The organism is Streptomyces sp. NPDC001100 (assembly GCF_053598575.1).
Window position 1 is genome coordinate 30,398 of sequence record NZ_JBSFKO010000045.1, and the last position, 25,790, is coordinate 56,187.

Here is a 25,790-nt window from a genome sequence, read left to right on the forward strand (position 1 = left end):
CTTCACCGTGATTTGCCTACCCCCTGGTCACCGAGGCGCGGGGCGAGAATGTCGAACGGGACGGGACACGCGTCGAGCCGGAAGTAGCTGTAGCCGTTCAGTGGAAAATCACGCGCGCGATGACGGCCAGGAGTTCGCCCGCGTCGCCCGCAGCATTTCCACCAGTTCATCGAATGTGTGTGCCACGTCGACGGATCCCATGTCGCTGGTTCCGGGATGCCCGGCGCCGTCGCCCAGCGAGTCGGTCACACCTGCGTTCTACGGGACGGTCTCGCCCTGCGCCGTCCAGGTCCGCAGCACGTGTTCGTGGCCGGCTGTCTCCTCGATGAGCGACACCGTGACGTTCGGGTCGTGGCTGTAGGTGCCGACCGACCGCGTGTAGCACTCGCGGGCGGTCGAGACCCGCGTCCACTGGCCCTCCACGACCGGGCCACCAGCCTCAAACTGCGGCCGGGCGAGGTACTTGGTTCCCATCGTCTCCTCCGGCTTCATTGTCGGGTGCGGCACGCCTCAAGCCGTTCCTTCCTGGGCCCCCCAGTGGCGCCCAGGAATAGCGTGCCGGTATGGCCTACACGTCGCTTCACCGCTCCGCCGGCGCCCTGCCCGGTCGCGTCACCGCCGCCATGCTCCGGCGGGCCGTCGACGTGCAGCTCGGCGAGAGCGACGACCTGGACTGGAAGCAGGACGGCAACGCGGTCCCGGGGGGGGTGAGGTGCTCCATGGCGTAGAGCTCCTCGGCCCGTTCGGGGTCTTCGTCCTCGTCGGCCTCGGCGTGGGCCAGCGTGTCCTCGTCGATGGCCTTCCAGTCGCCCTGGTGGTAGGGGCGGGCGGCAAACTCCTCGTCCCGCCTGACCCCATAGGCGCGTTCACTCAAGAGTGAGGTGCCCGGGTGGCGGAGTAGTCAGGTACGCACCGCCACCCGAGCAGTTCTATGCGGTGTCCGCCTCCGGCTTGCGGGTGGTGTTCGGCTTTCGGCGCCTCCCGTCACCGGATCCGTTAAGAGCGTCCGCCAGTACGTCATCGGATACGGGGTTTCGTGGGCAGGTATCCCAGCGGTAGAGGGTCCAGGCGTCGCTCGCGCTTGCCGCCGTCGACGAAGCCGCACCCGGGAACCTCACTCTTCGGCGATCCATTGGGCGAGGGAGAGCAGGGTGGTTTCGACGCTGTTCGTCATGTAGTCGCGGAGTGCGTCGAGGTCGCCGCGGGTGGTGCCCAATACCGGGTCGAGGCGGAGGAGTTGCCAGGACTGCTCGACGACGGTTCCGCGTCCCTGGGGGTGGAAGGTCCAGTTCCACTGCACGATGCCGTCTTCGGCTCCGCCGACTACGAAGGTGAAGGCGTCGCCGGGGTCGGCTCGTACGACCTGGGAGCGGGTGGTCCATTCCCGGCCGTCCTTCTGATTGCGGCCGCTGAACCAGGCGCCGGCCCGGGGTCCGGCGCCGTGGTCGAACGTGGCGTCGGTCGCGTTGGGGCTCCAGCGGCCGATCGCGGACACGTCACTGACCAGGTCGTAGACCCGGGCGGGTGCAGCATCCACCCATGTGCGTCTGGTGAAGGCGAAGCCTGATGCGTCCAGAGCCTCGAAGAGGTCGTGTTCGCTGGTGGTGGCGCTCAAGGCGTCCTCCTGGGTGCATGCGGGGTGGTGCCGGTTCGGCGATGTCTACGTCATCACCAGTCCTGCCGGGGAGCCAGACCGGCTGGTGCCTATCCACAGCTGGGGCAGGCTGTGGGTTTCGAGTCGGCCCATACTCGGATCCATGACCGGAAAATCGCAGCTCGGGGACTTCCTGCAGGCGCGGCGCTCCCAGCTGCGTCCCGAGGACATCGGGATGCCCACCTATGGGGAGCGCCGGCGTGTGCCGGGGCTTCGGCGCGAGGAGTTGGCGCTGCTGGCGGGTGTGAGCGCCTCGTACTACACCCGGCTGGAGCAGGGGCAGTCGCTGAGCGCGTCGCCGGAGGTGCTGGACGCGATCGCCGGGGCGCTGCGGCTGGACGAGTCCGAGCGGCGGTACCTGCACGATCTGGCCCGGGCGGACAGGAATCGCACTCGGAGCCGACGGCCTGCGCCGGAGCGTGTGACGGAGGCGGCAGTTCAGCTGCTGGAGGTGCTGGCCGACGTTCCCACGATCGTGCTCGGCCGGCTCAGCGACGTGCTGGCGTGGAATCGCCTGGGCCACGCGCTGTTCGCCGGGCACCTGGACCCTGGCGCCCCTGACCTGTCGGCGCAGCGCCCCAACATGGCCAGACTGGTATTCCTCGACTGTCATACCCGCGACCTGTACGCGGACTGGCCGAGCAAGGCCAGGGCGGTGGTGGGGAATCTGCGCCTGGTGGCGGGCCAGCACCCGCAGGACGCGGCGTTGCACGCGCTGCTGGGTGAACTGAGCGCAAAGAGCGGTGAGTTCGCGTCGATGTGGGCCGACCATCGGGTCAAGGCGTGCACCGTGGCCGCCTATGAGATGCGGCACCCGTTGGTCGGCCCGCTGACCGTCGTTCAGCAGACCCTGAGCCACGGACCGGGCCCCACCATGGTCGTCGCCACCACGCAGGCGGGCTCGCCCTCGCGGGCCGCCCTGGCCCTGCTCGCCCAGGCCATCACCCAGGACACCGTCCCGGCCGACCCGGCGCAGTCGGCACCACGGGCCGACGCCGGCTGACCTCACACAACGCCACCAGGGCGCTCGGCCGGCACTTGCGAACACCCGTCCCACCCGGGCACGGCCGACGACCAGCCTCCGGCATCAGTCCCCCGGGGCCACAGGGCCCCGAACGGCATCCACCCATCTCCACGCGTGTGTCGGCGTGTTGCTGCCGCATGCCCGAAACCAGTGAAGGAACCATGTTCAAGAAGCTCTCCGCGCCCGCCGTGTCGGCGGCCGTCCTTGTGATCGCTGCCAGAGCCGCGAAGTGGCCCCATCCAGGGTCTTGCGGTGCCAGGGCGCGTGGACCGGCCCGGGCTACCCCAGGTTGTCTAGTTTCTCGTAGAAGGACAGAAGGCCGTCTGCGAGCCTGTCGGGGGCTTCCATCGCCGCGTAGTGGCCGATCCCGTCGAGGGAGAGGGCATTGACGTCCTCGGCGACCTGGCGCATTGCCGTCGGGGTGAACTCTCCCGATCTGCCGCCGACGGCGAGGACGGGCGTGGTGAGTTTCCGGGATGCCAGTTGGCGGATTTCGTCGCCTTCGCGGAGCATCGATCGATACAGTCCGGCCGCGCCGTTGAACGCGTCGGGTCGTGCGTAGGAGCGGGTGAGTTCGTCGATGTCGTCGTCGGTGAACGCGTCGGGGGTCCCGCAGAGCGACGGGATCGCGTACTGCGCGAGGAACGCCCGTTCGCGTCCGGCAAGCAGCATTTCGGGGATGCCGGGGGCGGCGAGCACACCGATGTGCCAGGCACCGCCGTGGGCGACGTCCGCGAGCTTTTCGACACCGAACCCGGGCAGCCCGGTCTCGATCGCCGCATAGCTTCGCACGAGGTCGGGGCGTGTGGCGGTGACGCGGAACGTGGTGGCGCCGCTGATGTCCTGGCCGGTGAGGTGGACGGGGCCCGCGTCGAGCCGCGCGATCAGTTCACTCAGGTCCTGGGCCGCGGTCACGCTGTCGTGCGCCGTGGTCGCAGTGGCGGAGTCGCCGAAGCCGCGAAGGTCGGGGGCGAATACGCGGTGGTGCTCGCTGAGAAGGGGGATCAGCTTGTGGAAGACCCACCAGGTCTCGGGGAAGCCGTGGACCAGCATGACGGGAGAGCCGACGGTTCCGGCCGAAATGTAGTGCAGTTCGGTCCCGTTCAGGCTGACCTGGTGGTGTTCGACTCCCGGGATGGTGGCGCCGGCGGTAATGGGGTGCATCGTTCTCCTGGATTCGATCGACAACATGGTTGTCAATCTACGGGTCGACAACATGGTTGTCGACCCTCGCTTCTCGTATGCTTCGCCGCATGGCACGTTCACCGGGCGCCGAACTCGCGCTGCTGCTTCTCGGCGGCTTCCAGTCGATGGTCGACGACGTGCACGACGAACTGGCGCGCCGCGGGCACCCGGGCGTGCGCGCATCGCATGAGTTCGCCCTGCGCGCCATCGACGAGGGAGCGGACACGGCCTCGGACCTCGGCCGCCGGCTCTCGGTATCCAAACAGGGCGCCGCCAGGACGATCGCCGCACTGGAGAAGCTCGGATACGTCGAGCGGGAGCCCGATCCGGGCGACGGCCGCCTCAAACGGCTGCGGGTCACCGACCGCGGCCACGACATGATGACGCTGGGCGCCTCGCTCTTCGACGATGTGCGCGAGCGCTGGGCGGCACATATGGGGCCCGGGCAGATCGAGGTCCTTGAAGCACACCTGGCCCGGCTTGTCGTGAGTCGGCCATCGAGCGTTGAAGCCTCGGCACGGCTCAATGAGGATCTCGGCGAGGTCAGCTGAGGACGGCCGATCGCCGGACGGAACCGGCCGACCCGACGTGACAGCCGTCGCGGGATTCGAACGCTTCGCGGACACCGGCGGCGTTTCCTCCGTCCAAGTGGTCCCAGCTCAAATCGCCTTGCGGGTCCACTTCATGCCGCCTACTCCTTACGAACACCTCTCAAGATGGGGCCAGTTAGAGGCTCTGGCACAGATCTTGGATGCTGTTGGTGATCTTCGCTCGGTGGGGTGAAACTCGTCGTCGTTATCCCTGTTGATCTCGTTGTGGTGGTCCGCTGAGGGGAGCGGGGTGGATCGAGCGGTCGGAGGGGTGACCGCGGTGGCAATGGGTTCGGCTTCGGGGCGGGGGATTCCGCCGTTGACGGTGCGGATGGCCAGGGCGAGCAACCCGCGGGGCACCACGGCGATGTGGATACGGGACCGGCTGGACGAGTTGTTCACGGATGACGACTTCGCCGACTGGTATCCGGCGGACGGGCAGCGGGGCCTGTCGCCGGCCCGGCTGGCCATGGTGTCGATCCTGCAGTATGCGGAGAACCTGACCGACCGCCAGGCCGCCGAAGCGGTGCGCTGCAGGCTGGACTGGAAGTACTGCCTGGGCCTTGCCCTGGATGATCCGGGCTTCGACCACTCCGTCCTGTGCGAGTTCCGCGAACGGATGGCCCGGGATGACCGCGCGGACGGGTTGCTCGCCTTGATGGTCGACCGCTTGGCCGCGGCGGGCCTGGTCAAGCGGCATGGGCGGATGCGTACCGACTCCACTCATGTGCTGGGCGCGGTGCGGAAGTTGAACCGGGTGGAACTGGTCACTGAGACGCTCCGCACTGCCCTGGAGGAACTCGCCAACGCGAACGAGGAGTGGCTGGCACCGCTGGTCACGGTGGGGTGGGCGGAACGCTACGGGCGCCCGGTCCACTATGACCGGCTGCCCCGGTCCAAGGAGAAACTGGCTGCCCATGTGCTGCAGGTCGGTGAGGACGGCATGAGCCTGCTTCGCGCGGTCCACCAGGAGGGTGCTCCGTCCCGGCTGCGGCATCAGCCGAAGGTCCAGGTGTTGCGGCGGGTGTGGGTCCAGCAGTTCTGGTACGACGCGGCGGGGCAGTTGGGCCGGCGCGGTCCGAAGGACAGCCACGACCGGCTCAGCCGCCGCGATGCCCCGCGCCGCTCCGACGGCCCGGGCGAGGGCAGCCCGGGCATCGGCACCGCACGGGTGCCCTGGTCTCGGGAGGAGATCGTCACGCCACACGATGCCGAGGCCCGCTTCGCCCACCGGCCCGGCAAGGCAGCCTGGATCGGCTACAAGGACCACCAGACGGAGACATGCGATGGCACCGGACCGAATGTCATCGTCCACGTGGCCACGCAGCCGGCCCCCGAACAGGACGTTTCCGTCCTGGAGACGATCCATCACGCACTGGGACGACGCGCACTGCTGCCCGCCGAACATCCCGTGGACTCCGGCTACGTCACCCCGGCGACCATCCTGCGGGCCACCACTGCCTATGGCATCACCGTGCTCGGCCCGGTCCGGCTGGTCCCTCCCCGACAGCACCGCCCCGGCTTCGACAAGAAGGACTTCCACATCGACTGGGACCGCCACACCGCGACCTGCCCACGCGGAGTGACCAGCCCGCCCTGGAAGACGACCCGCCTCGACGGTCAGACAAGCCACTCAGTGCTTTTCCCCCGCGCCGCATGCCGAGAATGCGCGGATCGACAGTCCTGCACCGGCAATACCGACGGCCGAGGCCGCCACCTCATCCTGATGCCCCGCCCGCTGCAGGAGATCCAGAACCGCGCGCGCATCGAACAGGAAACCCTTGCCTGGCGGGCCCGCTACGCGATGCGCGCAGGGTGCGAGGCCACCGTCTCCGAGACGGTCCACGCCCATGGCCTGCGCCAATGCCGCTACCGCGGGCTGGCGAAAGTGCACGTACAACACGTCCTCACCGCCGCCGGGGCCAACGTCGTCCGACTCAGCGGATGCTTTCCACCAAGGAACTGCACCACCCAGGCCCGCACGGCGGCTCACACCGTTCAGCGGCTCTGCCGGAACAGCACCGCAAAACGTGGCAGTTGACCATTCTCACCAAAGATCACCAACAGCATCCGCTTGCCAGGGCCACGTTCCGCTCCACACGGCCTTCCGTCCGCGCCGCGTCCAGCCAGCGCCACACCGTGCGCACATTCACCCCACCAACCAGGGCGCCCGCACGCACATGCGCCGCGGTCAACGCCCCCGCCGCCTCGAGCTCCACCACCGGCCTGGACACCCTCAACCCCGCCGTGACCTCACCCCACACGCCCGGCTCCCCCACCGCACACCCTCCCGACGCCCAAACCCGACGCCGACCACCGTGCCGCCGACCGGCCCCCGAAGGATCAGAAGTGCCGTTCCCACGACAGCGGAACAAGGAAGGGTGTATCGCCCCATGACAGCCACCACGGCACCAGACACCGCCCCATGTCAGTGACTCCCCACGCTCAACACCCCACCACCAGCGAAAACACCCCGCCCTGACATGCCGTCACTGACACCACACCGGCACATCGCACCCCGGGCCGAGCTGGGACGCCGGTGTCTGGCGCATCACCCGTGCCCGATGCGGCTGCCCCTCGTCGGAGCGCCGAGGGTAGGCGTGCCCGACCAGGCCGAAGATCGGCCGAGCGGTCCTCGGTGATCAGCGGCGGGACAACCGGAACCGCCGGAAGGATCACACCTCACATGTGAACTCGCGGCTCGGTGCCGGTGAGGACGTATCTTGAGAGGAGCTACACCCACAGGCGCTTGGCTCCGAGAATGCCGCACATGCGTCAGGAGCCTGCGAACGTGTCGGCGCCGAGCACGGTCAGCAGGGCAAGCTTGGCGTGGCTCTCCGTGCCAGGTGTGGCGGTGAAGATGAGCAGGGACTGCCCTTGGTCGGGGTCGAGCAGTGTCTGGCAGTACAGGTCGATGCGTCCGACCTCGGGGTGGACGAAGCGTTTGGCGTTGCTCCACCGCAGTCCCACTTCGTGGCGGTTCCACAGCTCGGCGAATTCCTCGTTGTGTTGCAGGTCGGCCACGAGCGAGGCGGCCGGCGATCCGGGCCCCTGCGCGGTGGCACTGGCGCGCAGGATGGCGACGTAGACGCGGCTGTGCAGGTGGTGGTCGTCGGGCAGGTACCGATGGCGGGCGGTGGGGTCGGTGAACCACCGGTAGAGGGCGCTGCGCGCCGGGCCGGTGTGACGCGTCTCGTCGCCGAGCAGCGCCACGGCGGGCGGCGTTTGCTGCAGCGTTTCACCGACCGTGCCCATGATCTGCGCCGGTGTGTCCTGAAGCCGGTCCATGACGCGCAGCAGCCCGGGACTGATGTGCGCCTCGCGTAGTCGCCGTGTCTGAAGGCGGTGCCCGCACAGCAGAAACAGATGGTCGCGTTCGTCGGGGGTCAGGCGCAGGCCCCGGGCGATGGCCGCTGCCATCTGCTGCGACGGCTGGGAACCACTACCGCGTTCCAGCCGGGCCAGATAGTCGGCCGACATGTCGCACAGCTCGGCGACCTCCTCCCGGCGCAGCCCGGTCGCCCGCCGTCGTGCGCCGCGGCGCAACCCGACGTCCTCAGGTTGCAGGGACTCCCGGCGTCCGCGCAGGAAATCGGCCAGACCCTCGCCATCCACCGCCGTGTCCGTCATCGGGCTCCCCAACTCGGATGTCGCTTACCTGGCCGCCTCATTGTCCGGCAGGCCAACACGGTTAGCCACGCCCTGCCATTCAGTGGTTGAGCAGGTCCTTCATCCGTCGGCACGGGCCCTCTTCACTGGACGACGTCAGGAATCAGGCAAAAGAGCCTCTGGAGGATTTCACCATGGACAAATGGACCGCGGACCGGCTGCCGAACATGGCCGGCGTGACGGTGGTGATCACCGGTGCCGGCGGGGGGATCGGGCTGGTGACCGCTCGTGAACTCGCACGGGTCGGCGCCCACGTGGTGCTGGCCGTGCGCAACGTCGACAAGGCGCGCCAGGCAGTGGCCGGTATGCGTGGAGATTTCGATGTCCGGCAACTCGATGTCGCCGACCTGGACTCGGTACGTGCGTTTGCGACGTCGTACACCGGCGACATCGATGTTCTGATCAACAACGCAGGGGTGATGGACATCCCGGCGGCGCGCACCGCGCAGGGCCTGGACGTACAGACCGCGACGAACTATTTCGGGCCGTTCGTGCTCACCAGCCTGCTACTGCCCCGGCTGACCGACCGCGTGGTGACGGTCTCCAGCCAACTGCACCGATTCGGCAGGCTGGACCTCGACGACCTCGACTGGCGCACCCGCAAGTACAACGGGCTGGCCGTCTACGAGTCGTCCAAGCTCGCCGTTGTGCTGTTCTCGCTGGAATTGCAGCGCCGCTTGACCGCCTCGGGCAGCCATGTCCGCTCGGTGATCGCTCACCCTGGCGTCGCGCGGACCGGACTGGTCACGCACTCGCCGCTGGGATTCGTCAACCGGCTCCCGTTCCTGGTCCAGGACGTCGAACACGGAGCTCTGCCGCTCATGTACGCAGCCACGCAAGACGTCCCCGGCAACGCCTACGTCGGTCCGGACGGGTTGTTCAGCTTCACGGGCTACCCACTGATCCGCAAGCCCAGCCGGGCCGGTCTGGACCCGGCCGTCGCCAAGAGGCTCTGGCAGGCGACCGCCATTCTCACCGGCACCGAGCCGCGAGTTCACATGTGAGGTGTGATCCTTCCGACGGTTCCGGTTGTCCCGCCGCTGATCACCGAGGACCGCTCGGCCGATCTTCGGCCTGGTCGGGCACGCCTACCCTCGGCGCTCCGACGAGGGGCAGCCGCATCGGGCACGGGTGATGCGCCAGACACCGACGTCCCAGCTCGGCCCGTCCCTCCAAAGGAGCTACACCCGTCCGGATCTCCTTGAGGTCGGCGACATCATCGGTTGTCAGGTTTCCGGGGTCGACCATGATCCAGCGGACGATGCGGCACGGTCTGGGAGCCGGACGAGGCACTGGGGGCGCCGCGGTGGCAGCCTTGAACGGGCGGAGGTAGCGGCGGACGGTCTGGATGCTCCCGGTGAAGCCCAAGGCGGCAATCTCCTGGTGGAGCTGGGTGCTGTTGTAACAGCCCTCGTTCCACCGCTGGTGGGGGTAGGGCTTGTACTCGTCCAGGATTGTGGAGCGGTTCGTCGCTTTGACCAGCAACTCGTCGACGCTGGTGGCGCGGGCGAAGCGGCGCACGGTGGACCGGTCCAGTCGCAGCGTCCGGCAGATCTCCTCCAGTGTGCGGCCGTCTTCCAGGAGATGTCCCACGGCGGCGTGGCGTTCCCTGGTCCGGGTCACCAGCCGGCGCTCTCTTCCCCAGACGTCGAGCATCGCGGCAGCCGGTGCCGGCAGCGGAGTCATCCAGATGTCGTCGCTGGCTGGAGGGGCGGCCGTACGGTGTTCTCGAACGCGGTCCGGACGCAGGCATGATGGGCGGAGACGGCCTTCTCCACAGCCTCGCCGAGGTTGTGCCACAAGTGCCAGGCGTCGGTGACCTGCTGAGCCTGCGGGGCGCCCCTGCGGGCACCCTCGGCATAGGCCCCGGCCCGGTCCCGGCAAATGATCTCCAGCTCCGGATGGTCCTTCAACCAGTCGGCCAGCGGTTCGGCGTCCCGTCCGGGCAACACGTCCACCGGGCACCGTCTCTCCAGGTCCACCAGGATCGTGGCGTACGAGTCTCCCTTGCGCAGAGCGAAATCGTCGACACCGAGCACACGTATCTGTCCGACGGGAACCTCCGGGACTGCGCGGACCAGGCGTAACAGGGTGTCCTTGGCCACGCGCAGTCCCAGCGCCGCGGCCAGACGGGCGCCTGCGCGGCCGGCCAGCGCGAGGGCGATTGAGGTCAGCTGCTTGCGAACCAGGGGGGTGTAGCGGGCATGCGGGCTCGTCAGCCCGGCGACCTGCTCGGCGAAGGTCACCGCCCGGCACGTCGGGTTCAGGCATTTGAACCGCCGCACCAGCAGCTCGATCACCACGCTGGCGCCACTGACCGTGACATCTACGAGACGTCGTACGTACTGGCCGTGCACCCGCTGTGACGAAATACCGCAGTGCGGACAGTCCGCCCCCACGGAGCGGGCCCGCGCATGCATCGTGACCACCCCGACCGCAGCCCGATCGACCAACTCCACTATGACGCCCGCCAGATGGGGGAACAACACCCCGAAACTCCGCGAAGAACACCGGGCCATGATCACAGCGGCCACTGAGCATCAGCGCACCCGGCCTGCCGCACCGCACCTCCTGTCGGCTGGCCCGAACCGCGTGTCGGTGGGGTCTGCTGGGATGTCCGCATGACTGACTACCCGCAGGGCTGGTCCGACCTCCTCAAGCGCGCGGAATCCGGGCCCGACGACCCCGCCTGGCAGGAGATCTGGTCGCAGCTGTGCCACCAGGGCGATGTCTCCGGGGCTGCCCACACGGAGCTGGCGTGGCTGGTCCGGCTGGCAGGTGAATGGTCTGCGGTGGACCGCCGGGTCCCGCTGCATCTGGTCGGAGCCATCGTCGCCGACAAGAACGACGGCGAGCGCGCGTCGTGTGCCGGCGAGATCGCGCGACTCGTCGAACTCACCCAGGAGTCTCTGCTGCAACCGGAGTTGGTCGCGATGGACACCGAGTACGCGGCCCTGCTCGGCGTGCTGCTCCAGTTGGAAGGAGTGCAGGTCTGGGGTGACCATCTGGACGGGCTTGTGGAGGGTGAGTACGACGTCGCCTGCCCGGCCTGTGGGGAGGACGTCTTCGTGGTCCTCGGGGACGACGGCTTCTTCTCGACCACGGACAGTCTGTACATGCGCCGGTCCCTCGGGCCGCGCCCGCCTCTCCAGCCCACAGGGCCGGCCGCACTATCCGGGCTCGCCCGGTGGCTCCACGCCCGCTTCCTCGCCGACGGTCACCCCGACCTCGCCCACCGCCTGACCTATGTCTTCGGCCGGGCCCACTGCCCTGGCTGCATGGCGGTATTCCAGGTGGATGAGGCTGTCGTTGCACGCTGGAGTACGTGACGCCCAGCGGGTGGCCCCCGCCTCCAGCAGCAAAACCAACCGGCACCGCCTCTCCCGGCGCCTACCGCGACTCGCTCACCGCCGCTTGACAGAGGAGCATCACCGACCGCATCACAAGATCGGCGCCAGAGCCCGTAATTCGGCTCTGGCGCTGATCTTGTGACTGGTTGCCCGGCCATCGTAAGCGGCTGGGGAACTGGGTAACTGCCGTGACGATGGCTGATGGGGCCCGGTAGGGTTGTGATCTTCGGTTGACGGAAGCCACCCGGAGTCCCCCTGAGGCTGTGCCGACACGATGAACCCCGACGACACTCCCGCACGGCTCCGACTCGACCGTGCTCTGGACTGTTTGGACGTCACCTTTCGCGGAATGACCGCCCGCAGCGATGAGACCCAGTGTGACTGCCACTGGGGCAGCGAAGAAGAGCTTGCGCAATTGAAGGTCCCGGACGTGGTGCTCGACCCGGACCTTCTGCGTCGCACCTGGGATGCCCCCGACTGGAACGACCACGGCGCGGTGCTGCGCCGTATCCTGCCTCAATTCGCCAGGGCGCTGGTCAGTGGCCTCGTGGAGCCCATGTTTGGCATGCACGAGGTCGGACGTTCGTTCATTCGCGGCCACTGGCGGCAATGGCCTGCGCACCAGTGCGCGGCGGTGTGGGAGTTCCTGCGTGCCTGGTGGGCTCACACCCTCGCCGCATCGGAGCCGGCCGTCCCCGTGCATGAGGTCCTCGCGCTGTGCGCCGAGGCATCTGCCACGCTCAGTCCTTGGCTCAACACCTGGGAGGCACTCGAAGACCGCGTTGCAGACCGGCACCTGACCGAAGCGGCTGCCCACTGGGAGTACGACCTTCTGGGCGATCAGCTTCCATGGGACGCGTGGGACAACGCAGATGACCTGCGCACCGAGCTCGCGGCCTGGTTGGTCCGTCACGCCCCTGCGCGGCTTCAAGCCCAGGACGCTCCCGAGGAACTGCTGCACCGCATACGACTCATCGGACTCACCGGCCCCGCCCGCTGGGAGGACCCGCACTGGCCCGACCACCGCTATTGAGCCGGCTTCACCGCGCAGCCTTCCCTGGTATCAAGGCCGTCTTGACCTGCTTGAGCAGCCTCAGGGCGTGAGGAGTACGCGCTTGCGGAGCAAGTCGAGGTTCGCTCGTCCATATCCTTGCCTTTTGAGTAGTTTCGTCCTTGTGACCTGCCCTTCGACCTGGCCGGAGCTCCAGGGGGTGGAGAGCCCGGCGGTGACGGCGTCGATGTCGCGGCTCAGTCCGTTGATCAGGGAGTGGAGAGCGGGCAGGTCGTCGGCGAGGACGCGCTCCATCCAGGCGGGCAGTTGGTCGCCCAGCAGGTCACGCATCATGGCGGCGAAGTCGCGGACGTGGTGGGTGACGGCGTCGAGTTCGGGGCAGTTGGTCCGGATCTCCTTGAGGTCGGCGGCATCATGGGCGGTCAGGTTTCCGGGGTCAGTCATGATCCAGCGGACGATACGACGCGGTCGTGGAGCCGGGCGGCGCGCGGGTGGCGTGGCGGTGGCGGCCTTGAACGGGCGGAGGTAACGCCGGACGGTCTGGATGCTTCCGGCGAAGCCCAGGGCGACGATCTCCTGGTGGAGCTGGGCAGTGTTGTGACAGCCCTCGTTCCATCGCTGGTGGAGGTGGGACGTGTACTCGTTCAGGATGGTGGAGCGGTTGGTCGCTTTGACCAGCAGTTCGTCGATGCAGGTGGCGCGGGCGAAGCGGCGCACGGTGGATCGGTCCAGCTGCAGCGTCCGGCAGATGTTCTCCAGCGTGCTGCCGTCCTCCAGAGGCTGTCGCACGGTGGTGTAGCGTTCCCTGGTCCGGGTCACCAGGCGGCGTTCGCGTCCGCAGACGTCGAGCATTTCGGCAGCCGGTGCCGGCGGTGGTGTCTGCCGGATGTCGTCGCTGGTCGGCGGGGCTGCCGGCGCGGTGTTCTCGAACCCTGCGCGGACGCAGGCGTGGTGGGCGCAGACGGTCTTTTCCACTGCCTCACCGAGGTTGTGCCACAGATGCCAGGCATCGGCGACCTGCACCGCTTGCGGCGCTCCGTTGCGAGCACCTTCGGCATAAGCCCCGGCCCGGTCCCGGCAGATGATCTCTGCTTCCGGATGGTTCTTCAGCCATGCGGCCAGGGGTTCGGCGTCCCGGCCGGGCAGCACGTCCACCGGGCGCCGTCTCTCCAGGTCCACCAGAATCGTGGCGTACGAGGCGCCCTTCCGCAGCGCGAAATCGTCGACACCGAGTACACGAATCTGTCCGACGAATTCTTCCGGCGTGGCGCGGACCAGTCTTAACAGGGTGTCCTTGGCGACGCGCAGGCCCAGCGCCGCGGCCAGGCGGGCTCCCGCGCGGCCGGCCAGGGCGAGGGCGATCGAGGTCAACTGCTCACGCACCAGTGGTGCGTAGCGGGCATGCGGGCTTGTCAGCCCCGCGATCTGCTCGGCGAACGTCACCGCCCGGCACGCGGGGTTGGGGCACTTGAACCGACGCACCAGCAGCTCGATCACCACTCTGGCGCCACCGACCGCGGCATCCGCGAGCCCTCCTATGTACCGGCCGTGCACCCGGCCCGACGTACTACCGCAGTGCGGGCAGTCCGCACCCGCCGAGCGGGCCCGCGCATGCATCGTGACCACCCCGGCCACAGCCCGCTCGGCCAACTCCACCACGACGCCGGCCAGATGGGGGAACAACACCTTGAAACTCCGCGAAGAACACGCGAGCCACGATCACAGCCACCACTGACACCCGGCAGCGTCACAAGATCGGCGCCAGAGCCGAAAAACTTGATCGTCGACATGAATCGGCATGGCGGATATTTCCTCTTCAGGCCTTTCGGCGAGTGTCATGGACGGCCGTGGCCATCCGATGCGGTGACCGCGGCCGTCGGGGCGTCCGACGGGCGTGAGCGGGTCCGGTCGTGGCTCAGATGGCCTGGAGCTGCTGCAGCAGGCTCAGGGTGTCGGCGTTCAACCAGTACTCGGCGAACTTGCCGTGCTCCATGCGCAAGGTGTCGGTGCCGGTGTAGGTGATCACGGTGCCGGGCGCCGCCTTGGCTCCGGGGAAGCCACCCGCGTACGTCCCGGTGGCCACCCAGCGAGCGGATACGCAGCGGCCGTCGACCAGCGGGCCAACCTCCAGGTCGAATCGCAGGTCGGTGAAGACCGACCGGATCTGGTCGACCAGGCCCACCAGGCCCTCCACGCCGCGGATGGAACTGCCGTCGGTGCCGTCGAGCAGGGCGGCGTGGACCCGGAAGTCGGGCGAGATGATCCCTGACGCCTTGGCCGTATCGCCGTTCCACACCGTGACCCAGGTGGCGAACATCGCCCTCGGGCTGTGGGTGGCGCCATGCCGGCCGGAGTCGGCCGCCGACGGGTGCGCCGAGGCAGCGGGTGCGGCTTCGGCGAAGGCGGTGGTGGACGCGACGGCCAGAGAGGCGGTCAGCGCGAGGGCGCCGAGCCGGGCAGGGGAGCGACGAGCGCGGGTGGATTCGACGTTCATGACGACCTCCGGTGACATTCTGTTTGAGTAAATAATGTTTGTTAGATGCTGTAACAGAGTGCGGGAGGCATGACTGTACGTCAAGGCCCTGAGCGTGCTCTTGTTAGAGATAGTCGCTGTAGCGAAATGCTCTAACGAAGTCTGGGCGCGACACGGCAGCCGACCGGCCGTGGCGGTGACCCGCAAGCCACCCCCCGAGCAGTACCGCGAACAGGTGCGCGAGGAGGCGAAACGACTGGCGTGGGAGCAGATCGCCACAGCAGGGGCGTCGGCGCTGTCGGTCAACGCCATCGCCAAACCGATGCCATGAGCAGGCCGGCGCGCTAGCGCACCTTCACCAACCGCGACGCGCTCATCACCGAACTCGTCCGCACCGTGCACTGGAGCCTGGCCGAGGCGTTCCGCCGAACCGCGAACACCGGTACGAACCTGGCCGGACCCGCCCACGTGTTCCGCGACTGGGCACTGGAGGGCCCCACCGGTACCTGTTCGTCCACGGCACACCCGTGCCCGACTACCACGCACCCGACGACGTGACAGAGGCAGCCTCGAACGGCCTGTGCCCGCCTGTGACTTCTACGCCGCGAAGGACTCCATCAAGGGTCAGCCGCTGGAGGCAAAGGAGAACCGCCAGAAGACGCTGGCCAACATCTCGCCGCCCGATCACGAATGCGTCGCAGTGAGCCTCCGCCAACTTGAAGTCACAGGTCAAAGGGCTGGTGTGACCGGCCCTCGGGGTGCTCACGCTGGTCGTGGGCGGCTGCCTGAGGAGCAGATCGTCTGTCAGCGGTTGACTTCAAGGTTCGTCAGGACGAGCAGGGCGCGCAGGAGGTGGGTGGCGCGGGCGGGGTCGGTGCGGAGCTTGGTGAGGATCCGCCAGTTTTTGAGGTGGGCGAAGCCGTGTTCGATCGGTGCGCGTCCGACGGCGAGGACGCGGTTGGCGGTCTTCTGACCGGGTGTGAGCTTGTGGGTGCGGCTGGCGTGGAAGCCGGTGACGATCACGGGGTCGAGTACGTCGTTGTCCAGGCCGCGGAATCCGAGGTCTGCCAGCGCCCCGAGACCGGCAGCGCGCAGGTGGGCCAGGACGTGATCCTGGCGGGCGGCGGTGATGTCGTGAGTGCGGCCGGGCCGGGCGGCGGATATCCAGATCAGGCGGCCCCGCTCGTCGGTTAGGGCGAGGAAGTGCAGGCCGTGATGATGGTGTTTGCCGGAGTAGTTGCGCCGGTCGGCCTTTCCGGTGCGGCGCTGGGTGGCGATGAGAGTGCCGTCGATCAGGACCACCTCCCCGCCCTGCCTGGCGACCTTCTTCAGAGCGCGGTCCAGGCGCGGCGCCCGGGCGGCGAGCAGGGCGATCAGCTCGTCGCGCCATCGGCGGACGGTGGACTCGGAGACGTTGTTGCCGCCGGCCATGTCGGCCAGGCGCTGGTCATGGCGCAGCACCGCCAGGACGATCACCGCGATCTTCCCCGGCGGCAGGATCCGCCACCTGGACCGTATCGACTTCAGGTGACGCCGCAGCAGTTCGGCGAGGTGGTTGACGGTCCGCGTGGACAGCGGCAGACGGCACTGGTAGACAAGCGGGCAGGTGTCCTCGGCGCGCTCTTTGGTATTCGTCACACAATTCCAACGGCCGCCGGGGGCGCCCCGGTTACGCCCGCGCCGCACCGCTCTGGGCGGCGGGGCAGGACATCACAGGCGGGTGGTGAAGCGGCCGTCGGGCAGTTTGCGCAGCCAGCCGCGGTCGACCAGTCTGACAAGTTTCCCGCGCAGCGGTTCCAGCTTGGCCCGCACGTTGACGTCGATTCCCAGCGCGTCGCCGACCTGCCGGGCCATGACCGGTCCGGCGGCCTGCCCCACGGCGGTGAGAATGCGCTGGTAGTCCGGCGGAAGGGTGGTCTCCTCCACGCCTGACGTGCGGTGCGGGATCAGCAGCACCGCTCGTCCGCCCACCTGCCCGGGCGCCGGCGCGGCCGAGGCACGTTCGTCGGTGAGCTGCTCGCTCATCCGCTCAAGGACCCGTTCGGCGACGGCGAGTTCGTCCCGCTCGGCCCGCACCTCCGCCAACCGCTGGGCCAGCTCTTCTTCGAGTTCGTCCAGTTCCGCGCGCCGCGCGGTGATCCGCTCCAGCAGCTCGGGATCCATGCACCGGATCGTAGAAGTCTGCCCGGCCACGGCGAGCTGGAACCGGCTAAACGGTGGTGACGTCCAGCACCCAGGAGTGCGGGCAGAGACGGTGATCAGCTGACCTTCCAGCTCGCCGAGGCCTCGCCAGCGGCCACGGACTTGTCGAATATCGATATGCTCCTCTACTGTGGGCATATCGAAAATCGATGGGGAAGGCTGCGATGAACACGCGACTCATGAGGACTCTGGCCTCGGCGACCTCTGTACTGGCGGTGCTGTGCGGGCTCGCCTTCATCGGCAAGGGGGTCACGCACATACTCGACGACGGGGCCGTCTGCGTGCAGACGGACTTCTGGCGCAACGCCTCACTGGCGAACTCACTGCCGGTGGGCGCGGGCGTGAAGGCGTCCAGCAGTGCCACGCGCCTCTGCCAGGACAGTCCCTCCGTGGGGCAGCGCGCCGCCGACCTCGGAGGCGAACTGCCCTGGCTGCTGTTCGGCGCGCTCGCGCTGCTGCTCTTCTCCCGGCTACTCAAGGCCGTTATGGGGCAAGGACCGTTCACCGAGGCAGTGGCGCACCGGCTCTCTATTCTCGGCTGGTTCGTCACCGTGGGCACGCCACTGGCCGGCCTCGTCGTCGGCTGGTCGCAGTCCTGGCTCGTCGGGAGCATGGCGCCGATCGTGGGTTCTGGGCCGACGGTCTCCGGGCCGCTGGTGCTCGTTCTCGCCGGCCTCACCGCAGTGATCATGGGGAAGATCATGCGCGAGGGTGTGCGCATGCGGGAGGACCTCGAAGGGACCATCTGATGCCCGACGAGGAACCCCACGCGATCCGGATCCACCTCGACCGGCTCCTCGTCGAGCGCGGTATGACCCTTACCGAACTGTCCGCGCAGGTGGGCATCACCGTTGTCAACCTGTCCGTACTCAAGAACGGGCGAGCCAAGGCCATCCGCTTCTCGACCCTGTCGAGGATCTGCGAGGTCCTCCGGTGCCAGCCGGGAGACCTGATCACCCACGCCCCCACCGAGCAGACCTAAGTCGACCGCGCTGACAGATGATCTACTCCGCAGACTGCCGCCCACGACCAGCGTGAGCACCCCGACAGCCGGTCACACCAGCCCTTTGACCTGTGACTTCAAGTTGGCGGATGCTCAGTCGACGACGGACAGGCCGCCCTGGACCAACTCCTGCAACGGCTCACCGACGTCCCTACCCCCGCCGGACCGACGCCACCGCAGCTCGGCGTCCCGGCCACCGCAACCCCACTGCCGATCGTCGAGGTGCGAAACGGACCTACTCCGTGATCACGCGGTTCCGGGTCGGCTTCCGGCCCCGCAAGCACGCGATCCAGGAGATCTCCAACACCGAGGACAAGGAGCATGCGGCCCGCGCCGTCCGCGACTTCGAGCGGGCCTACCAGGCGCAATACCCCAAGGTTGTCAAGCGCCCTGCTCGAACAGCTCACCCGCCTGCATCCGCACCGACGCACGGCGCAAGCATGCCGTTCATGACGGCGTGGGTCGTGAAGATCCTCCGGAAGCCGTGCGGAGCGAAGTGCAGCGGTCTGCCGGTCGCGCCGGTGAACCCGGTGGTGGCGAGTGCATCCCGGAGGAGGGAACGGATGCCGCAAACGGGGATCGACCCGTCCTCAAGTCCGATCCTGCGCTCGAACAGCAGAGTCATGGGCGGATTCCAGACCTTCTCGTGATGGTCGTAGGCGATCACGAACGACTTCGAGCCGAGCCTCGGTGCCCGCGTCACCGAGCTTGGGGCGTAGCCGGAGGAGCCCTTGGCCGGAAGTCATTCTTTGGAGTGACCCAGACGTATGCGCCAGCTCCTAGTGTTGCCCAGGTGAGGGAAGTCTCCGCAACACAGCCCCAGCGGGGCGTTGATGTCGTCCTGGTCGCACTGACCTTGGTTCCGCCACTGCTGTCGCAGCCCTACACAGACACATCGAGAACATCCTGGCTCTCGCTTCTCGGCTTCGAGATGGTGACTCTCGCGGTCACCGTGCTACGCCGGCGGCTGCCTGTCACGGCCGTCCTCACGAGCTTCACCGCACTCACGGTGGCACTGGTGGTGAGTGCGGCTGAACACGCCAAGCTGACACCCCTGGCCTTTCTGCCGTTGGCAGTGCTCGTATACAGCTTGGGGCACCACTGCACCAGTTGGACGCGGACCGTGCTGGCGCTGTGCGGCGGATGCGCGATCACCGGCATCGGCCTGTGGGCGAACCGGCAGTCGGCCGACTCCGGTGAGTTCCAGGGCGGCTTCGACGTTCTCGCGATCCTGGCACCGATGCCACTTGCGTGGGCCGTGGGTTTCGCCGCGCGAACCCGGCAAGCGCTCCTCGTAGCGACTGAACAGCGAGCGGCGGACGCACGGCACGAGCAGCATCTGCGAGCGGCACAGGCGGCGGAGTGGGAGCGAGCGCGTATCGCCCGCGAGATGCACGACGTGGTCGCGCATTCGCTCACGCTGCTCGTCGTGCACGCGGAGACGCTGCGCGCCCATGGTGACGGGCTACCCGACTGGGCGCGCGAGCAGGCCGACGGGCTTGCCGCGGCCGGTCGGCAGGCCGGCGGTGAATTGCGCGACCTGCTGCGTGTGCTGCGCGACCCCGCTGACGCGACTCCCCTGCTGCCTGTCCCCGGATTTGGTGAGCTGGACGCACTGCTGGACAGTCACCGGGCTGCGGGAGGAACCCTTGAAGTGACGGTCAGGGCCGAGCTGGATACATTACCCGGCTCGATACAGGCGGTGGGCTACCGAATTGTCCAGGAATCACTGTCCAACGCTCGCCGGCATGCACCCGGGGCCCCGGTACGGCTCACCCTCGATGGCTTCCCCGGGCAACTGAGAGTCGCGGTGGTCAACAGTGGCGGAACCCGTCGAGGCCTTGTCGGCACGGGTACCGGCCTGGGTCTGGTCAGCATGCGAGAACGTGTGGACGCACTGGGTGGTGAGCTGGCTGCCGGGCCCACCTACGACGGCGGATTCAGCGTCGTGGCTGCCATACCCCTGGGGACTACCGGTGTCTGAGCGGATCACCGTACTGGTGGCGGATGACGAGTCGATCATCCGCGCCGGTTTGAGCGCGATACTGGCGAGTCAGTCCGACATCGCCGTTGTCGGCGCTGTCAGCAATGGCGAGCAGGCCGTGGCCGAGTGCGGACAACTGAAGCCGGACGTGCTGTTGCTGGACATTCACATGCCGCGTGGCGACGGACTGTGGGTGCTGTCCGAACTCGGACGCCGAGCGCTGCTCGGAGCAGGACGGAGTCAAGCGCTCATGCTGACGACATTCGACCTCGACGAGTACGTCGACGACGCACTTGACGCCGGGGCTGCGGGATTCCTGCTGAAGAACAGTCCGTACGAAGAACTCGTCGGAGCGGTACGGGCGGCGGCGGCCGGGCACAGTGTCCTGAGCCCGACCGTGACCCGTCGGATCGTCCAAGGGCATCTGAGCACCCGTCGTCGGCCGAGCGACCGCGAACAGGCCCGCCTGAAATTCCTCACCGGGCGAGAACGCGACGTGCTCTGTCTGATCGGAGACGGACTGAGCAACGCCGAGATCGCCCATCGGTTGACGGTAAGCCTGCACACGGTGAAAACACACGTCAGTCATGTACTCGCGAAGACCGGCTGTCAAAGTCGTGCGCAGGCGGCCGTGCTGGCCAGAAATAATGCTCTGTGAGTATCGGCATGACGTGAGGCGCCGGAGTCTCCTGCCCTCGTGAATCGGACTCACTCCTTCGAATGAGTTCGGCTCCCTCGGAGTCACGCCATCGAGCGATGTTCCGGACGACCCTGGCTGACTAAATAGTTCCTGTACGACGAGTCCGACGTTCATTGCCCTCTGTGCGGGTGAGGAGCAGCAGGCGCTCAGCGTACGCGGCCATTTTCCGCATCGCGAGAGGAACTCTCATGTCGTCACGTACCCTGCCACGCTTCCGAATTGCGCAAGGAGTCCAATCCATCGTCTTGGCGGTCAGTATGAGTGCCGTTCTCGTCTCATGTTCGGACGCGGGTCCGAGTGACTCGACAACATCGGTCGCGAAAAATACGTCGGTCCTCGGACGACTGGCTGGCCTCGCGCAGAAGGCAGCGGACACGGGCTCCCTCGGAGTGATCGTCCGTGTCGAATTCCCTTCGGGCAGGCCCCTTGCGATCGCCCGTCAAGCCTCCTGGACCAAGGCCGACCACCATCTCGAAGCAACCGACCAGTTCAGAATCGCCTCGAACACCAAGACGGTCACCGCCACCCTCATTCTCCAAGCGGTCGCCGAGCACAAGATTCAGTTGGACGACCCGGTGGAGACATGGCTGCCGGGGCTCATCCCCAACGGCACGAACATCACCGTGAGGATGCTCCTCAACCACACGAGCGGGCTGGGCGATTACCTGCTGACCCCGGATTTTCTGCCCACGCTCACAGGCCACGAGAAGCGCACCTGGACACCGGAACAGCTTCTCGCGATCACCCCACGGCAGACCCCCGAGTTCCCGCCAGGAAAGAAATATTCTTACAGCAACGCCAATTATGCGGCACTCGAACTCATACTTGAGAAGGCAACCGGGAAGAGCCTGGCCGATCTGATCGATAAGAAGATCACCGAACCGCTGGAGATGAATGACACGTTCCTGTCCACGGATGCTGCATTCGGCCCTGGCAAGCCTCACGCGGTCGGATACGAGCCCGACGCCCAGCGCCTCAGCACAATTCTTCCTGACGATCTGAACATTCCCGAGGGGGCAGGATTCGTAGGGCCCGAGCGCTCGCATGGCAATGTCGAAACCGCCGCCATCGATGTGAGCTGGTCCGGGGCAGCCGGGGGCCTGGTATCGACCGCGGCCGACTGGCAGCGATTTCTGACCGCCCTGATGTCCGGCAAGATCTTGCCGGAGACTCAGATGAAAGAGATGCTCACGACGGTACCTGCTCCAGAGGAAGGCGGAGGCTACGGACTGGGATTGATGAAAGTGGCAACTCCCTGTGGCACCGTCTGGGGGCACACCGGCGGCCAGCCCGGATACTCGAGCGAGATCTACACCGACACGAACGGGCGCCGAAGTGCCGCTGTGCTGACGACCACCAACTTCGGCATTCAGGAACCCAAGGCGGCAAGAGCCAACAAGGCTCTGGTCGACGCCGCGATCTGCGCCATGCTGGACAAGCCGTATCCCGCCGAGAGCGACGCACCGTCCTCGTGACGCTCCGGCACACGACCGTCCCGCCCTGCTCCTCGCCGGCCGTCAGTCGCGCACACGCAGCGCGTAACCCGCGCGGCCCGCGGGCTCCAGTCCCTCCTTCGGGTCCAGCGAGGGCATCTCGTAGTCGCCGAAGTTCAGCCGCCCCCTCAGGGTGCCCATAGCACGATTGCGGCAGCGACGGAGCAGGGAAAATGATCACAACTTCTGCGTGCGCGCTGGAGTTCCTCCCCCGAGGGCCGGATCCTCGTCGTGCGCTCGTTTGAGTGCTCGCCCGGGGCGGCCGATGGTCTCGGTCGCCTCGGCCTCAATGCGTTCCTCCAGAGTCCGCTCGCACAGCATCCTGATCGTCTCCACTCCGTCGGCCGGCCCGCTCGACCAGACCCGGATCATTGGCGGGCAGTACGGCCAAGTGGTCCGCGGTCCGGTAGGTCTGCACCGTCGGAAGCGCGACCCGCACGAACCGCTTGACGCGCGGGTGGCAGGGATCGCACAGGCTCCTGAAATCGGTGACGGTCATCGCGTCATGCCGTGGCGAGCGGCCGGGCCGGGCCGGTGCACAGCGAGCAGGGGCAGGAGGCCCAGGGCCAGCAACACGCTTGCCGCGACCATGGTGCGCCGCAGGTCCCACCGGTCGACGAACACGCCGGCGAGTGAACGGAGCACGATCTGCGGGATGAACGACGCGAGCAGTACGAGAGCCGACGCGAGCGTGTTCCCGGTGAGTTCGTAGACGTAGTAGGCGAGACCGACCCGGAGTATCCAGTCGCCGGTGAGCGAGACGAGTCCGGCCGACAGAAGTAATCGCAGGTGGCGTCGGCGCAGGGCCACAACAACGGCCCGCATGTCAGCCTTCCGCCGTTGTCGGATCCTGCGGCGTCACGATGAGCGCCATCCTGACGGCCCTCGATCCGGGCGGGCGCGACGCGAGGTCATCGATCGGACGCTGCTCGATGTAGCGGGCCAGAAGCCCGCCGAACGCCTCCATCAGCTCGGTGAACTCGTCCTCGGTCAGGTACACGGTGCTGGTGCCGATACCGGAGTGCTTGCGCCAGCCGGGCGACCAGGAGGCACGCCGCTCGTGCCAGCGGCCGAGGTCCTCCAACGCGCGCTCGGCGACGACCTGTTCGAACACTGCCACCGCCTCGGACCCGCCGGGCTGGTCCTCGACGTCGTCGAAGTCGTGCGAGGTGTGCACGAGTTGCCATGGGCGCTCACGGTTGTCCGCGCCGTCGACCTGGTGCACGAAGCCGTACTTCGCGAGCTGGCGAAGGTGATGCGAGGCCAGCGCGTGGCTGATGCTCAGCTCACGCGCGGCGTCCGCGGCGGTGATCCGGCCCGCCCGGCCGACGATCGACTGCAGTTCGAGCCGGATCGGACGAGCGAGTGCGCGGATGCTGCGAGGGTCCTCCAGCAGCCGACGGCGCTGGCCCGCGCCCGCACCTGGATTCGAACCGCTGTCCGGCGTCGGGTCGGGGGATTCCAAGGACATGCTTGGAATGTGGCGACGCCCTGTCCACATCTCAAGCATGTGCTTGGAATAGACCCCGGTCTCCTATCTCTGACCCACGGCGCAAAGCAGCGCGGAGAGCATGTGGAGTGCCCGGTCTGTGGACGGTCGTGGGTGAGTGGCAGCCACAGCCGTAGTGGCTTGTCGCGGTGTGGTTGCAGTGGTGGTCCGCATGCCGTGAGCGCCCTGGGTTCGGGTGGTCGTAACGGCCCTTGTGACACCGGTGACAGGACCGCGACAAGAATGCCCACAACTGTCGGTGGGCCTGCTCGGTCTCACTCTGCGTGGACGGCAAGGACCTGCCGTCCCGCCATGACACCAACAGGGGGAACACCATGAAGCCGATCCGCCACAAGGCAGCCACCGCCGGCGCCCTCGCCGTCCTGGCCCTGGGCGCCACGCTCGCCGCGACCACGCCGGCCTCGGCCGCCACCGCGGGCGCCTACAACGGGGCATGCGGCACGGGGTACGAGGTCTTCACTTCGACACCGATCAAGTCCTCGCAGACCACTGTGGCCGCCACCACCTACGTGGCCTACAGTTCCGCGGACAAGAAGTGGTGCGCCGTCACGGTGCGAAACAAGCCCGGCGCCCGCGTGTTCATGGAGGTCACCCTGGACACCTGGCCGACCAGCAGCACCCCGGCGAGGGACGCCGGCTCCTACACGACCTACGCCGGCCCGGTATACAAGGACCTGCCCAAGCCCGGCCTGTGCATGACCTGGAGCGGTTCGATCGACATCTACTACAACTCCGACAGCGGCCTGTGCCCCTGACCCGACGATACTCAGCGGCAACTCGTGATGACGGCCGCTGCTTGGCCACCGTCCAACTCGTCGGCGGACGACGACGAGTTGGATGGGCAGCGGCCGAAGAGGACCTCGGGGCCGTCGGCTACTTCAGGTTGAGGATGTCCCCGGCCGACGCCTTCAGCGAGGTGGTCGTGGTGCCGGGGAAGTACCAGCGCCAGCTGCCTGCCGCAGTGACGGTCACCTTGGCGGTCAGCTGCCCGACGTTGCCCGTCGTAACGGTCTTGACCGTGCTGTAGTGGGCTGCCCCCGTCTTCTTGAACTGGAGCCTGACCTGCTGCCCGGGGTACCCGTGGTACTTGCGGTCCTCCCAATTGGCCCGCGACAGCTTGCCGGTGACGGTCACCTTGGCGTTCTTGGCAACCTTCTCGGGCCCGATCACCGTGGTGAGCCGGGCCGCCCGCTTGACCTTGTAGTCGGCGATGTCGTCGGAGATCCAGTAGTCGCCGTCGTTGGCCTGGACGGTCGCGTTGACCTGCCAGACGCCGGCGAGTCTGTTGGAGTCGATGTCGTCGCTGTCGGCGATCCAGGCGGGGTCGATGGTCATCGTGGCCCGGCACACCGAGGTCGTCGCGCTCTTCTTCGTGCAGGACGAATCATCGTTCCAGGTCGCGAAGCGGTAGAGGAGCGTCTTGTTGAAGGTGCTGACGTGCGTGAGCCCCTTCACCCCCGAGTTGTCCTTGACGGTGATGTCGACCGGGTAGGTGATCGTCTGCGACGTGCCCACGATGACGTTGCCGCCGCCGTTGACCACGGTCTTCACCACCCGGACATCACCCCGCCCCTCCGCGTGTGCCCCGGTCGCCGTCACCAGCACCAGGACCGCAGCCCCGCCGGCCGCGGCCCAGGCCGTTCTGCCTCTCATGACCCTCCCCTTGTCGTGTGTATGCCAGGAGAGGCTATGTGATCAGAGACCATCCACCGTGGTCGGATTCCGAGGCCGCGGCCCCTCAAAGCCTGCTCAACAGGGAGCCACCCTCCTGCCGGACCGGAGCGCTCCCTCCTTCAACCGCCTCTACCTGCGGTGGCAGAGAGCTGATCCGGCACTCAATTTTCCGACGGTTGCCGTAATGCGCGTCACACCCCGATGCCTGCCTCCACCACCCCTGCCCTTACTGCTGGAAGAAGCTGGCTGATCACCGCCCTGACACCG

General features: G+C 67.6%; 29 protein-coding genes and 1 pseudogene. 13 read left to right on the plus strand and 17 right to left on the minus strand.

The features are described 5' to 3' along the window. Window positions 1-108: 108 nt before the first annotated feature. The 4 genes from ACWDEW_RS41790 to ACWDEW_RS41805 form a co-directional block, all read right to left on the minus strand. Complete coding sequence (locus tag ACWDEW_RS41790; protein ID WP_450520529.1) at window positions 109-249, minus strand: hypothetical protein; 141 nt, start codon at window positions 247-249, stop codon at window positions 109-111. A gap of 9 nt (window positions 250-258) precedes the next feature. Beyond that, complete coding sequence (locus ACWDEW_RS41795; RefSeq protein ID WP_450520531.1) at window positions 259-474, minus strand: hypothetical protein; 216 nt, start codon at window positions 472-474, stop codon at window positions 259-261. A 106-nt stretch (window positions 475-580) separates the two neighbouring features. Next, a complete protein-coding gene (locus tag ACWDEW_RS41800; protein WP_450520533.1) occupies window positions 581-874 on the minus strand; it encodes a hypothetical protein in 294 nt (97 codons plus the stop codon). Between the two features lie 240 nt (window positions 875-1,114). Next, complete coding sequence (locus ACWDEW_RS41805) at window positions 1,115-1,615, minus strand: SRPBCC family protein (protein ID WP_450520535.1); 501 nt, start codon at window positions 1,613-1,615, stop codon at window positions 1,115-1,117. A gap of 142 nt (window positions 1,616-1,757) precedes the next feature. On the opposite strand from ACWDEW_RS41805, the gene ACWDEW_RS41810 reads away from it, so the two are divergent. Continuing rightward, entirely contained in the window at window positions 1,758-2,657 is a 900-nt protein-coding gene (locus tag ACWDEW_RS41810) for a helix-turn-helix domain-containing protein (protein ID WP_450520536.1), read from the plus strand. A 300-nt stretch (window positions 2,658-2,957) separates the two neighbouring features. Here ACWDEW_RS41810 and ACWDEW_RS41815 read toward each other — a convergent pair whose 3' ends face one another. Continuing rightward, window positions 2,958-3,842 carry an alpha/beta fold hydrolase gene (locus tag ACWDEW_RS41815; RefSeq protein WP_450520538.1) on the minus strand — a complete coding sequence of 295 codons (885 nt, stop codon included), beginning with the start codon at window positions 3,840-3,842 and terminating at the stop codon, window positions 2,958-2,960. An 89-nt stretch (window positions 3,843-3,931) separates the two neighbouring features. Here ACWDEW_RS41815 and ACWDEW_RS41820 point away from each other — a divergent pair, with 89 nt between their 5' ends. Continuing rightward, on the plus strand, window positions 3,932-4,414 hold the full coding sequence (locus tag ACWDEW_RS41820) for a MarR family winged helix-turn-helix transcriptional regulator (RefSeq protein WP_450520540.1): 483 nt from the start codon (window positions 3,932-3,934) through the stop codon (window positions 4,412-4,414). Between the two features lie 370 nt (window positions 4,415-4,784). After that, window positions 4,785-6,494 carry an IS1182 family transposase gene (locus tag ACWDEW_RS41825; protein ID WP_450520633.1) on the plus strand — a complete coding sequence of 570 codons (1,710 nt, stop codon included), beginning with the start codon at window positions 4,785-4,787 and terminating at the stop codon, window positions 6,492-6,494. Between the two features lie 734 nt (window positions 6,495-7,228). Here ACWDEW_RS41825 and ACWDEW_RS41830 read toward each other — a convergent pair. Further along, complete coding sequence (locus ACWDEW_RS41830) at window positions 7,229-8,083, minus strand: helix-turn-helix transcriptional regulator (protein ID WP_450520542.1); 855 nt, start codon at window positions 8,081-8,083, stop codon at window positions 7,229-7,231. A gap of 86 nt (window positions 8,084-8,169) precedes the next feature. Between ACWDEW_RS41830 and ACWDEW_RS41835 the strand changes: the two genes are divergently transcribed. After that, window positions 8,170-9,126, plus strand: coding sequence for an SDR family NAD(P)-dependent oxidoreductase (locus ACWDEW_RS41835; RefSeq protein ID WP_450520544.1), 957 nt, complete (start codon window positions 8,170-8,172; stop codon window positions 9,124-9,126). A 40-nt stretch (window positions 9,127-9,166) separates the two neighbouring features. Here the strand turns inward: ACWDEW_RS41835 and ACWDEW_RS41840 are convergent, their stop codons facing one another. Next, on the minus strand, window positions 9,167-9,808 hold the full coding sequence (locus tag ACWDEW_RS41840) for a hypothetical protein (protein WP_450520546.1): 642 nt from the start codon (window positions 9,806-9,808) through the stop codon (window positions 9,167-9,169). Then, a complete protein-coding gene (locus ACWDEW_RS41845; protein ID WP_450520548.1) occupies window positions 9,805-10,611 on the minus strand; it encodes an ISL3 family transposase in 807 nt (268 codons plus the stop codon). The genes ACWDEW_RS41840 and ACWDEW_RS41845 overlap by 4 nt, the downstream gene beginning before the upstream one ends. Window positions 10,612-10,743: 132 nt before the next feature. Here ACWDEW_RS41845 and ACWDEW_RS41850 point away from each other — a divergent pair, with 132 nt between their 5' ends. Continuing rightward, complete coding sequence (locus tag ACWDEW_RS41850; protein WP_450520550.1) at window positions 10,744-11,451, plus strand: hypothetical protein; 708 nt, start codon at window positions 10,744-10,746, stop codon at window positions 11,449-11,451. Between the two features lie 295 nt (window positions 11,452-11,746). Beyond that, window positions 11,747-12,505, plus strand: coding sequence for a hypothetical protein (locus ACWDEW_RS41855; protein ID WP_450520551.1), 759 nt, complete (start codon window positions 11,747-11,749; stop codon window positions 12,503-12,505). A gap of 60 nt (window positions 12,506-12,565) precedes the next feature. On the opposite strand, the gene ACWDEW_RS41860 is transcribed toward ACWDEW_RS41855, so the two are convergent. Both ACWDEW_RS41860 and ACWDEW_RS41865 read right to left on the minus strand, forming a co-directional pair. Further along, complete coding sequence (locus ACWDEW_RS41860) at window positions 12,566-14,170, minus strand: ISL3 family transposase (protein WP_450520553.1); 1,605 nt, start codon at window positions 14,168-14,170, stop codon at window positions 12,566-12,568. 229 nt (window positions 14,171-14,399) lie between these two features. Next, window positions 14,400-14,978: an ester cyclase gene (locus ACWDEW_RS41865; protein WP_450520555.1), complete on the minus strand. Its 579-nt coding sequence runs from the start codon at window positions 14,976-14,978 to the stop codon at window positions 14,400-14,402. 169 nt (window positions 14,979-15,147) lie between these two features. Here ACWDEW_RS41865 and ACWDEW_RS41870 point away from each other — a divergent pair, with 169 nt between their 5' ends. Further along, window positions 15,148-15,288 carry a hypothetical protein gene (locus tag ACWDEW_RS41870; protein WP_450520557.1) on the plus strand — a complete coding sequence of 47 codons (141 nt, stop codon included), beginning with the start codon at window positions 15,148-15,150 and terminating at the stop codon, window positions 15,286-15,288. Between the two features lie 473 nt (window positions 15,289-15,761). Here the strand turns inward: ACWDEW_RS41870 and ACWDEW_RS41875 are convergent, their stop codons facing one another. Together ACWDEW_RS41875 and ACWDEW_RS41880 are read right to left on the minus strand one after the other, a co-directional pair. After that, a complete protein-coding gene (locus tag ACWDEW_RS41875; RefSeq protein ID WP_450520559.1) occupies window positions 15,762-16,595 on the minus strand; it encodes a transposase family protein in 834 nt (277 codons plus the stop codon). 72 nt (window positions 16,596-16,667) lie between these two features. Continuing rightward, entirely contained in the window at window positions 16,668-17,120 is a 453-nt protein-coding gene (locus ACWDEW_RS41880) for a hypothetical protein (RefSeq protein WP_190151575.1), read from the minus strand. A gap of 203 nt (window positions 17,121-17,323) precedes the next feature. Between ACWDEW_RS41880 and ACWDEW_RS41885 the strand changes: the two genes are divergently transcribed. Beyond that, a complete protein-coding gene (locus tag ACWDEW_RS41885) occupies window positions 17,324-17,908 on the plus strand; it encodes a DUF2975 domain-containing protein (RefSeq protein WP_450520562.1) in 585 nt (194 codons plus the stop codon). After that, window positions 17,908-18,141: a helix-turn-helix domain-containing protein gene (locus tag ACWDEW_RS41890; RefSeq protein ID WP_190151577.1), complete on the plus strand. Its 234-nt coding sequence runs from the start codon at window positions 17,908-17,910 to the stop codon at window positions 18,139-18,141. The genes ACWDEW_RS41885 and ACWDEW_RS41890 overlap by 1 nt, the downstream gene beginning before the upstream one ends. Window positions 18,142-18,565: 424 nt before the next feature. Here ACWDEW_RS41890 and ACWDEW_RS41895 read toward each other — a convergent pair whose 3' ends face one another. Further along, complete coding sequence (locus ACWDEW_RS41895; RefSeq protein ID WP_450520564.1) at window positions 18,566-18,829, minus strand: hypothetical protein; 264 nt, start codon at window positions 18,827-18,829, stop codon at window positions 18,566-18,568. Between the two features lie 126 nt (window positions 18,830-18,955). Between ACWDEW_RS41895 and ACWDEW_RS41900 the strand changes: the two genes are divergently transcribed. The 3 genes from ACWDEW_RS41900 to ACWDEW_RS41910 all read left to right on the plus strand — a co-directional run bounded on the left by ACWDEW_RS41900 (window position 18,956) and on the right by ACWDEW_RS41910 (window position 22,321). Beyond that, a complete protein-coding gene (locus ACWDEW_RS41900; protein ID WP_450520566.1) occupies window positions 18,956-20,146 on the plus strand; it encodes a sensor histidine kinase in 1,191 nt (396 codons plus the stop codon). After that, a complete protein-coding gene (locus tag ACWDEW_RS41905) occupies window positions 20,139-20,804 on the plus strand; it encodes a response regulator (RefSeq protein ID WP_450520568.1) in 666 nt (221 codons plus the stop codon). The genes ACWDEW_RS41900 and ACWDEW_RS41905 overlap by 8 nt, the downstream gene beginning before the upstream one ends. Before the next feature lie 230 nt (window positions 20,805-21,034). Beyond that, on the plus strand, window positions 21,035-22,321 hold the full coding sequence (locus ACWDEW_RS41910) for a serine hydrolase domain-containing protein (protein WP_450520569.1): 1,287 nt from the start codon (window positions 21,035-21,037) through the stop codon (window positions 22,319-22,321). Between the two features lie 42 nt (window positions 22,322-22,363). Here ACWDEW_RS41910 and ACWDEW_RS41915 read toward each other — a convergent pair. From ACWDEW_RS41915 to ACWDEW_RS41925, 3 genes and pseudogenes are all read right to left on the minus strand, one after another. Next, window positions 22,364-22,462: pseudogene (locus tag ACWDEW_RS41915) on the minus strand (NAD(P)H-dependent oxidoreductase); the annotation flags it as partial. Window positions 22,463-22,834: 372 nt separating this feature from the next. Further along, on the minus strand, window positions 22,835-23,164 hold the full coding sequence (locus ACWDEW_RS41920) for an MFS transporter (protein WP_450520571.1): 330 nt from the start codon (window positions 23,162-23,164) through the stop codon (window positions 22,835-22,837). Between the two features lies 1 nt (window position 23,165). Beyond that, window positions 23,166-23,810 carry a hypothetical protein gene (locus ACWDEW_RS41925; RefSeq protein ID WP_450520573.1) on the minus strand — a complete coding sequence of 215 codons (645 nt, stop codon included), beginning with the start codon at window positions 23,808-23,810 and terminating at the stop codon, window positions 23,166-23,168. Between the two features lie 353 nt (window positions 23,811-24,163). Here ACWDEW_RS41925 and ACWDEW_RS41930 point away from each other — a divergent pair, with 353 nt between their 5' ends. Then, entirely contained in the window at window positions 24,164-24,604 is a 441-nt protein-coding gene (locus ACWDEW_RS41930; RefSeq protein ID WP_450520575.1) for a hypothetical protein, read from the plus strand. Window positions 24,605-24,722: 118 nt separating this feature from the next. Here ACWDEW_RS41930 and ACWDEW_RS41935 read toward each other — a convergent pair whose 3' ends face one another. Continuing rightward, entirely contained in the window at window positions 24,723-25,502 is a 780-nt protein-coding gene (locus ACWDEW_RS41935) for a hypothetical protein (protein ID WP_450520577.1), read from the minus strand. Window positions 25,503-25,790 lie beyond the last annotated feature (288 nt).

What these genes read in the sequence shown, in the direction of transcription:
- ACWDEW_RS41795 (WP_450520531.1), bottom strand. Translation starts at nt 474, where the DNA reads ATGGGAACCAAGTACCTCGCCCGGCCGCAGTTTGAGGCTGGTGGCCCG.
- ACWDEW_RS41810 (WP_450520536.1), top strand. Translation starts at nt 1,758, where the DNA reads ATGACCGGAAAATCGCAGCTCGGGGACTTCCTGCAGGCGCGGCGCTCC.
- ACWDEW_RS41815 (WP_450520538.1), bottom strand. Translation starts at nt 3,842, where the DNA reads ATGCACCCCATTACCGCCGGCGCCACCATCCCGGGAGTCGAACACCAC.
- ACWDEW_RS41820 (WP_450520540.1), top strand. Translation starts at nt 3,932, where the DNA reads ATGGCACGTTCACCGGGCGCCGAACTCGCGCTGCTGCTTCTCGGCGGC.
- ACWDEW_RS41825 (WP_450520633.1), top strand. Translation starts at nt 4,785, where the DNA reads ATGGCCAGGGCGAGCAACCCGCGGGGCACCACGGCGATGTGGATACGG.
- ACWDEW_RS41830 (WP_450520542.1), bottom strand. Translation starts at nt 8,083, where the DNA reads ATGACGGACACGGCGGTGGATGGCGAGGGTCTGGCCGATTTCCTGCGC.
- ACWDEW_RS41840 (WP_450520546.1), bottom strand. Translation starts at nt 9,808, where the DNA reads ATGACTCCGCTGCCGGCACCGGCTGCCGCGATGCTCGACGTCTGGGGA.
- ACWDEW_RS41850 (WP_450520550.1), top strand. Translation starts at nt 10,744, where the DNA reads ATGACTGACTACCCGCAGGGCTGGTCCGACCTCCTCAAGCGCGCGGAA.
- ACWDEW_RS41855 (WP_450520551.1), top strand. Translation starts at nt 11,747, where the DNA reads ATGAACCCCGACGACACTCCCGCACGGCTCCGACTCGACCGTGCTCTG.
- ACWDEW_RS41865 (WP_450520555.1), bottom strand. Translation starts at nt 14,978, where the DNA reads ATGAACGTCGAATCCACCCGCGCTCGTCGCTCCCCTGCCCGGCTCGGC.
- ACWDEW_RS41880 (WP_190151575.1), bottom strand. Translation starts at nt 17,120, where the DNA reads ATGGATCCCGAGCTGCTGGAGCGGATCACCGCGCGGCGCGCGGAACTG.
- ACWDEW_RS41885 (WP_450520562.1), top strand. Translation starts at nt 17,324, where the DNA reads ATGAACACGCGACTCATGAGGACTCTGGCCTCGGCGACCTCTGTACTG.
- ACWDEW_RS41890 (WP_190151577.1), top strand. Translation starts at nt 17,908, where the DNA reads ATGCCCGACGAGGAACCCCACGCGATCCGGATCCACCTCGACCGGCTC.
- ACWDEW_RS41910 (WP_450520569.1), top strand. Translation starts at nt 21,035, where the DNA reads ATGTCGTCACGTACCCTGCCACGCTTCCGAATTGCGCAAGGAGTCCAA.
- ACWDEW_RS41920 (WP_450520571.1), bottom strand. Translation starts at nt 23,164, where the DNA reads ATGCGGGCCGTTGTTGTGGCCCTGCGCCGACGCCACCTGCGATTACTT.
- ACWDEW_RS41925 (WP_450520573.1), bottom strand. Translation starts at nt 23,810, where the DNA reads ATGTCCTTGGAATCCCCCGACCCGACGCCGGACAGCGGTTCGAATCCA.
- ACWDEW_RS41930 (WP_450520575.1), top strand. Translation starts at nt 24,164, where the DNA reads ATGAAGCCGATCCGCCACAAGGCAGCCACCGCCGGCGCCCTCGCCGTC.
- ACWDEW_RS41935 (WP_450520577.1), bottom strand. Translation starts at nt 25,502, where the DNA reads ATGAGAGGCAGAACGGCCTGGGCCGCGGCCGGCGGGGCTGCGGTCCTG.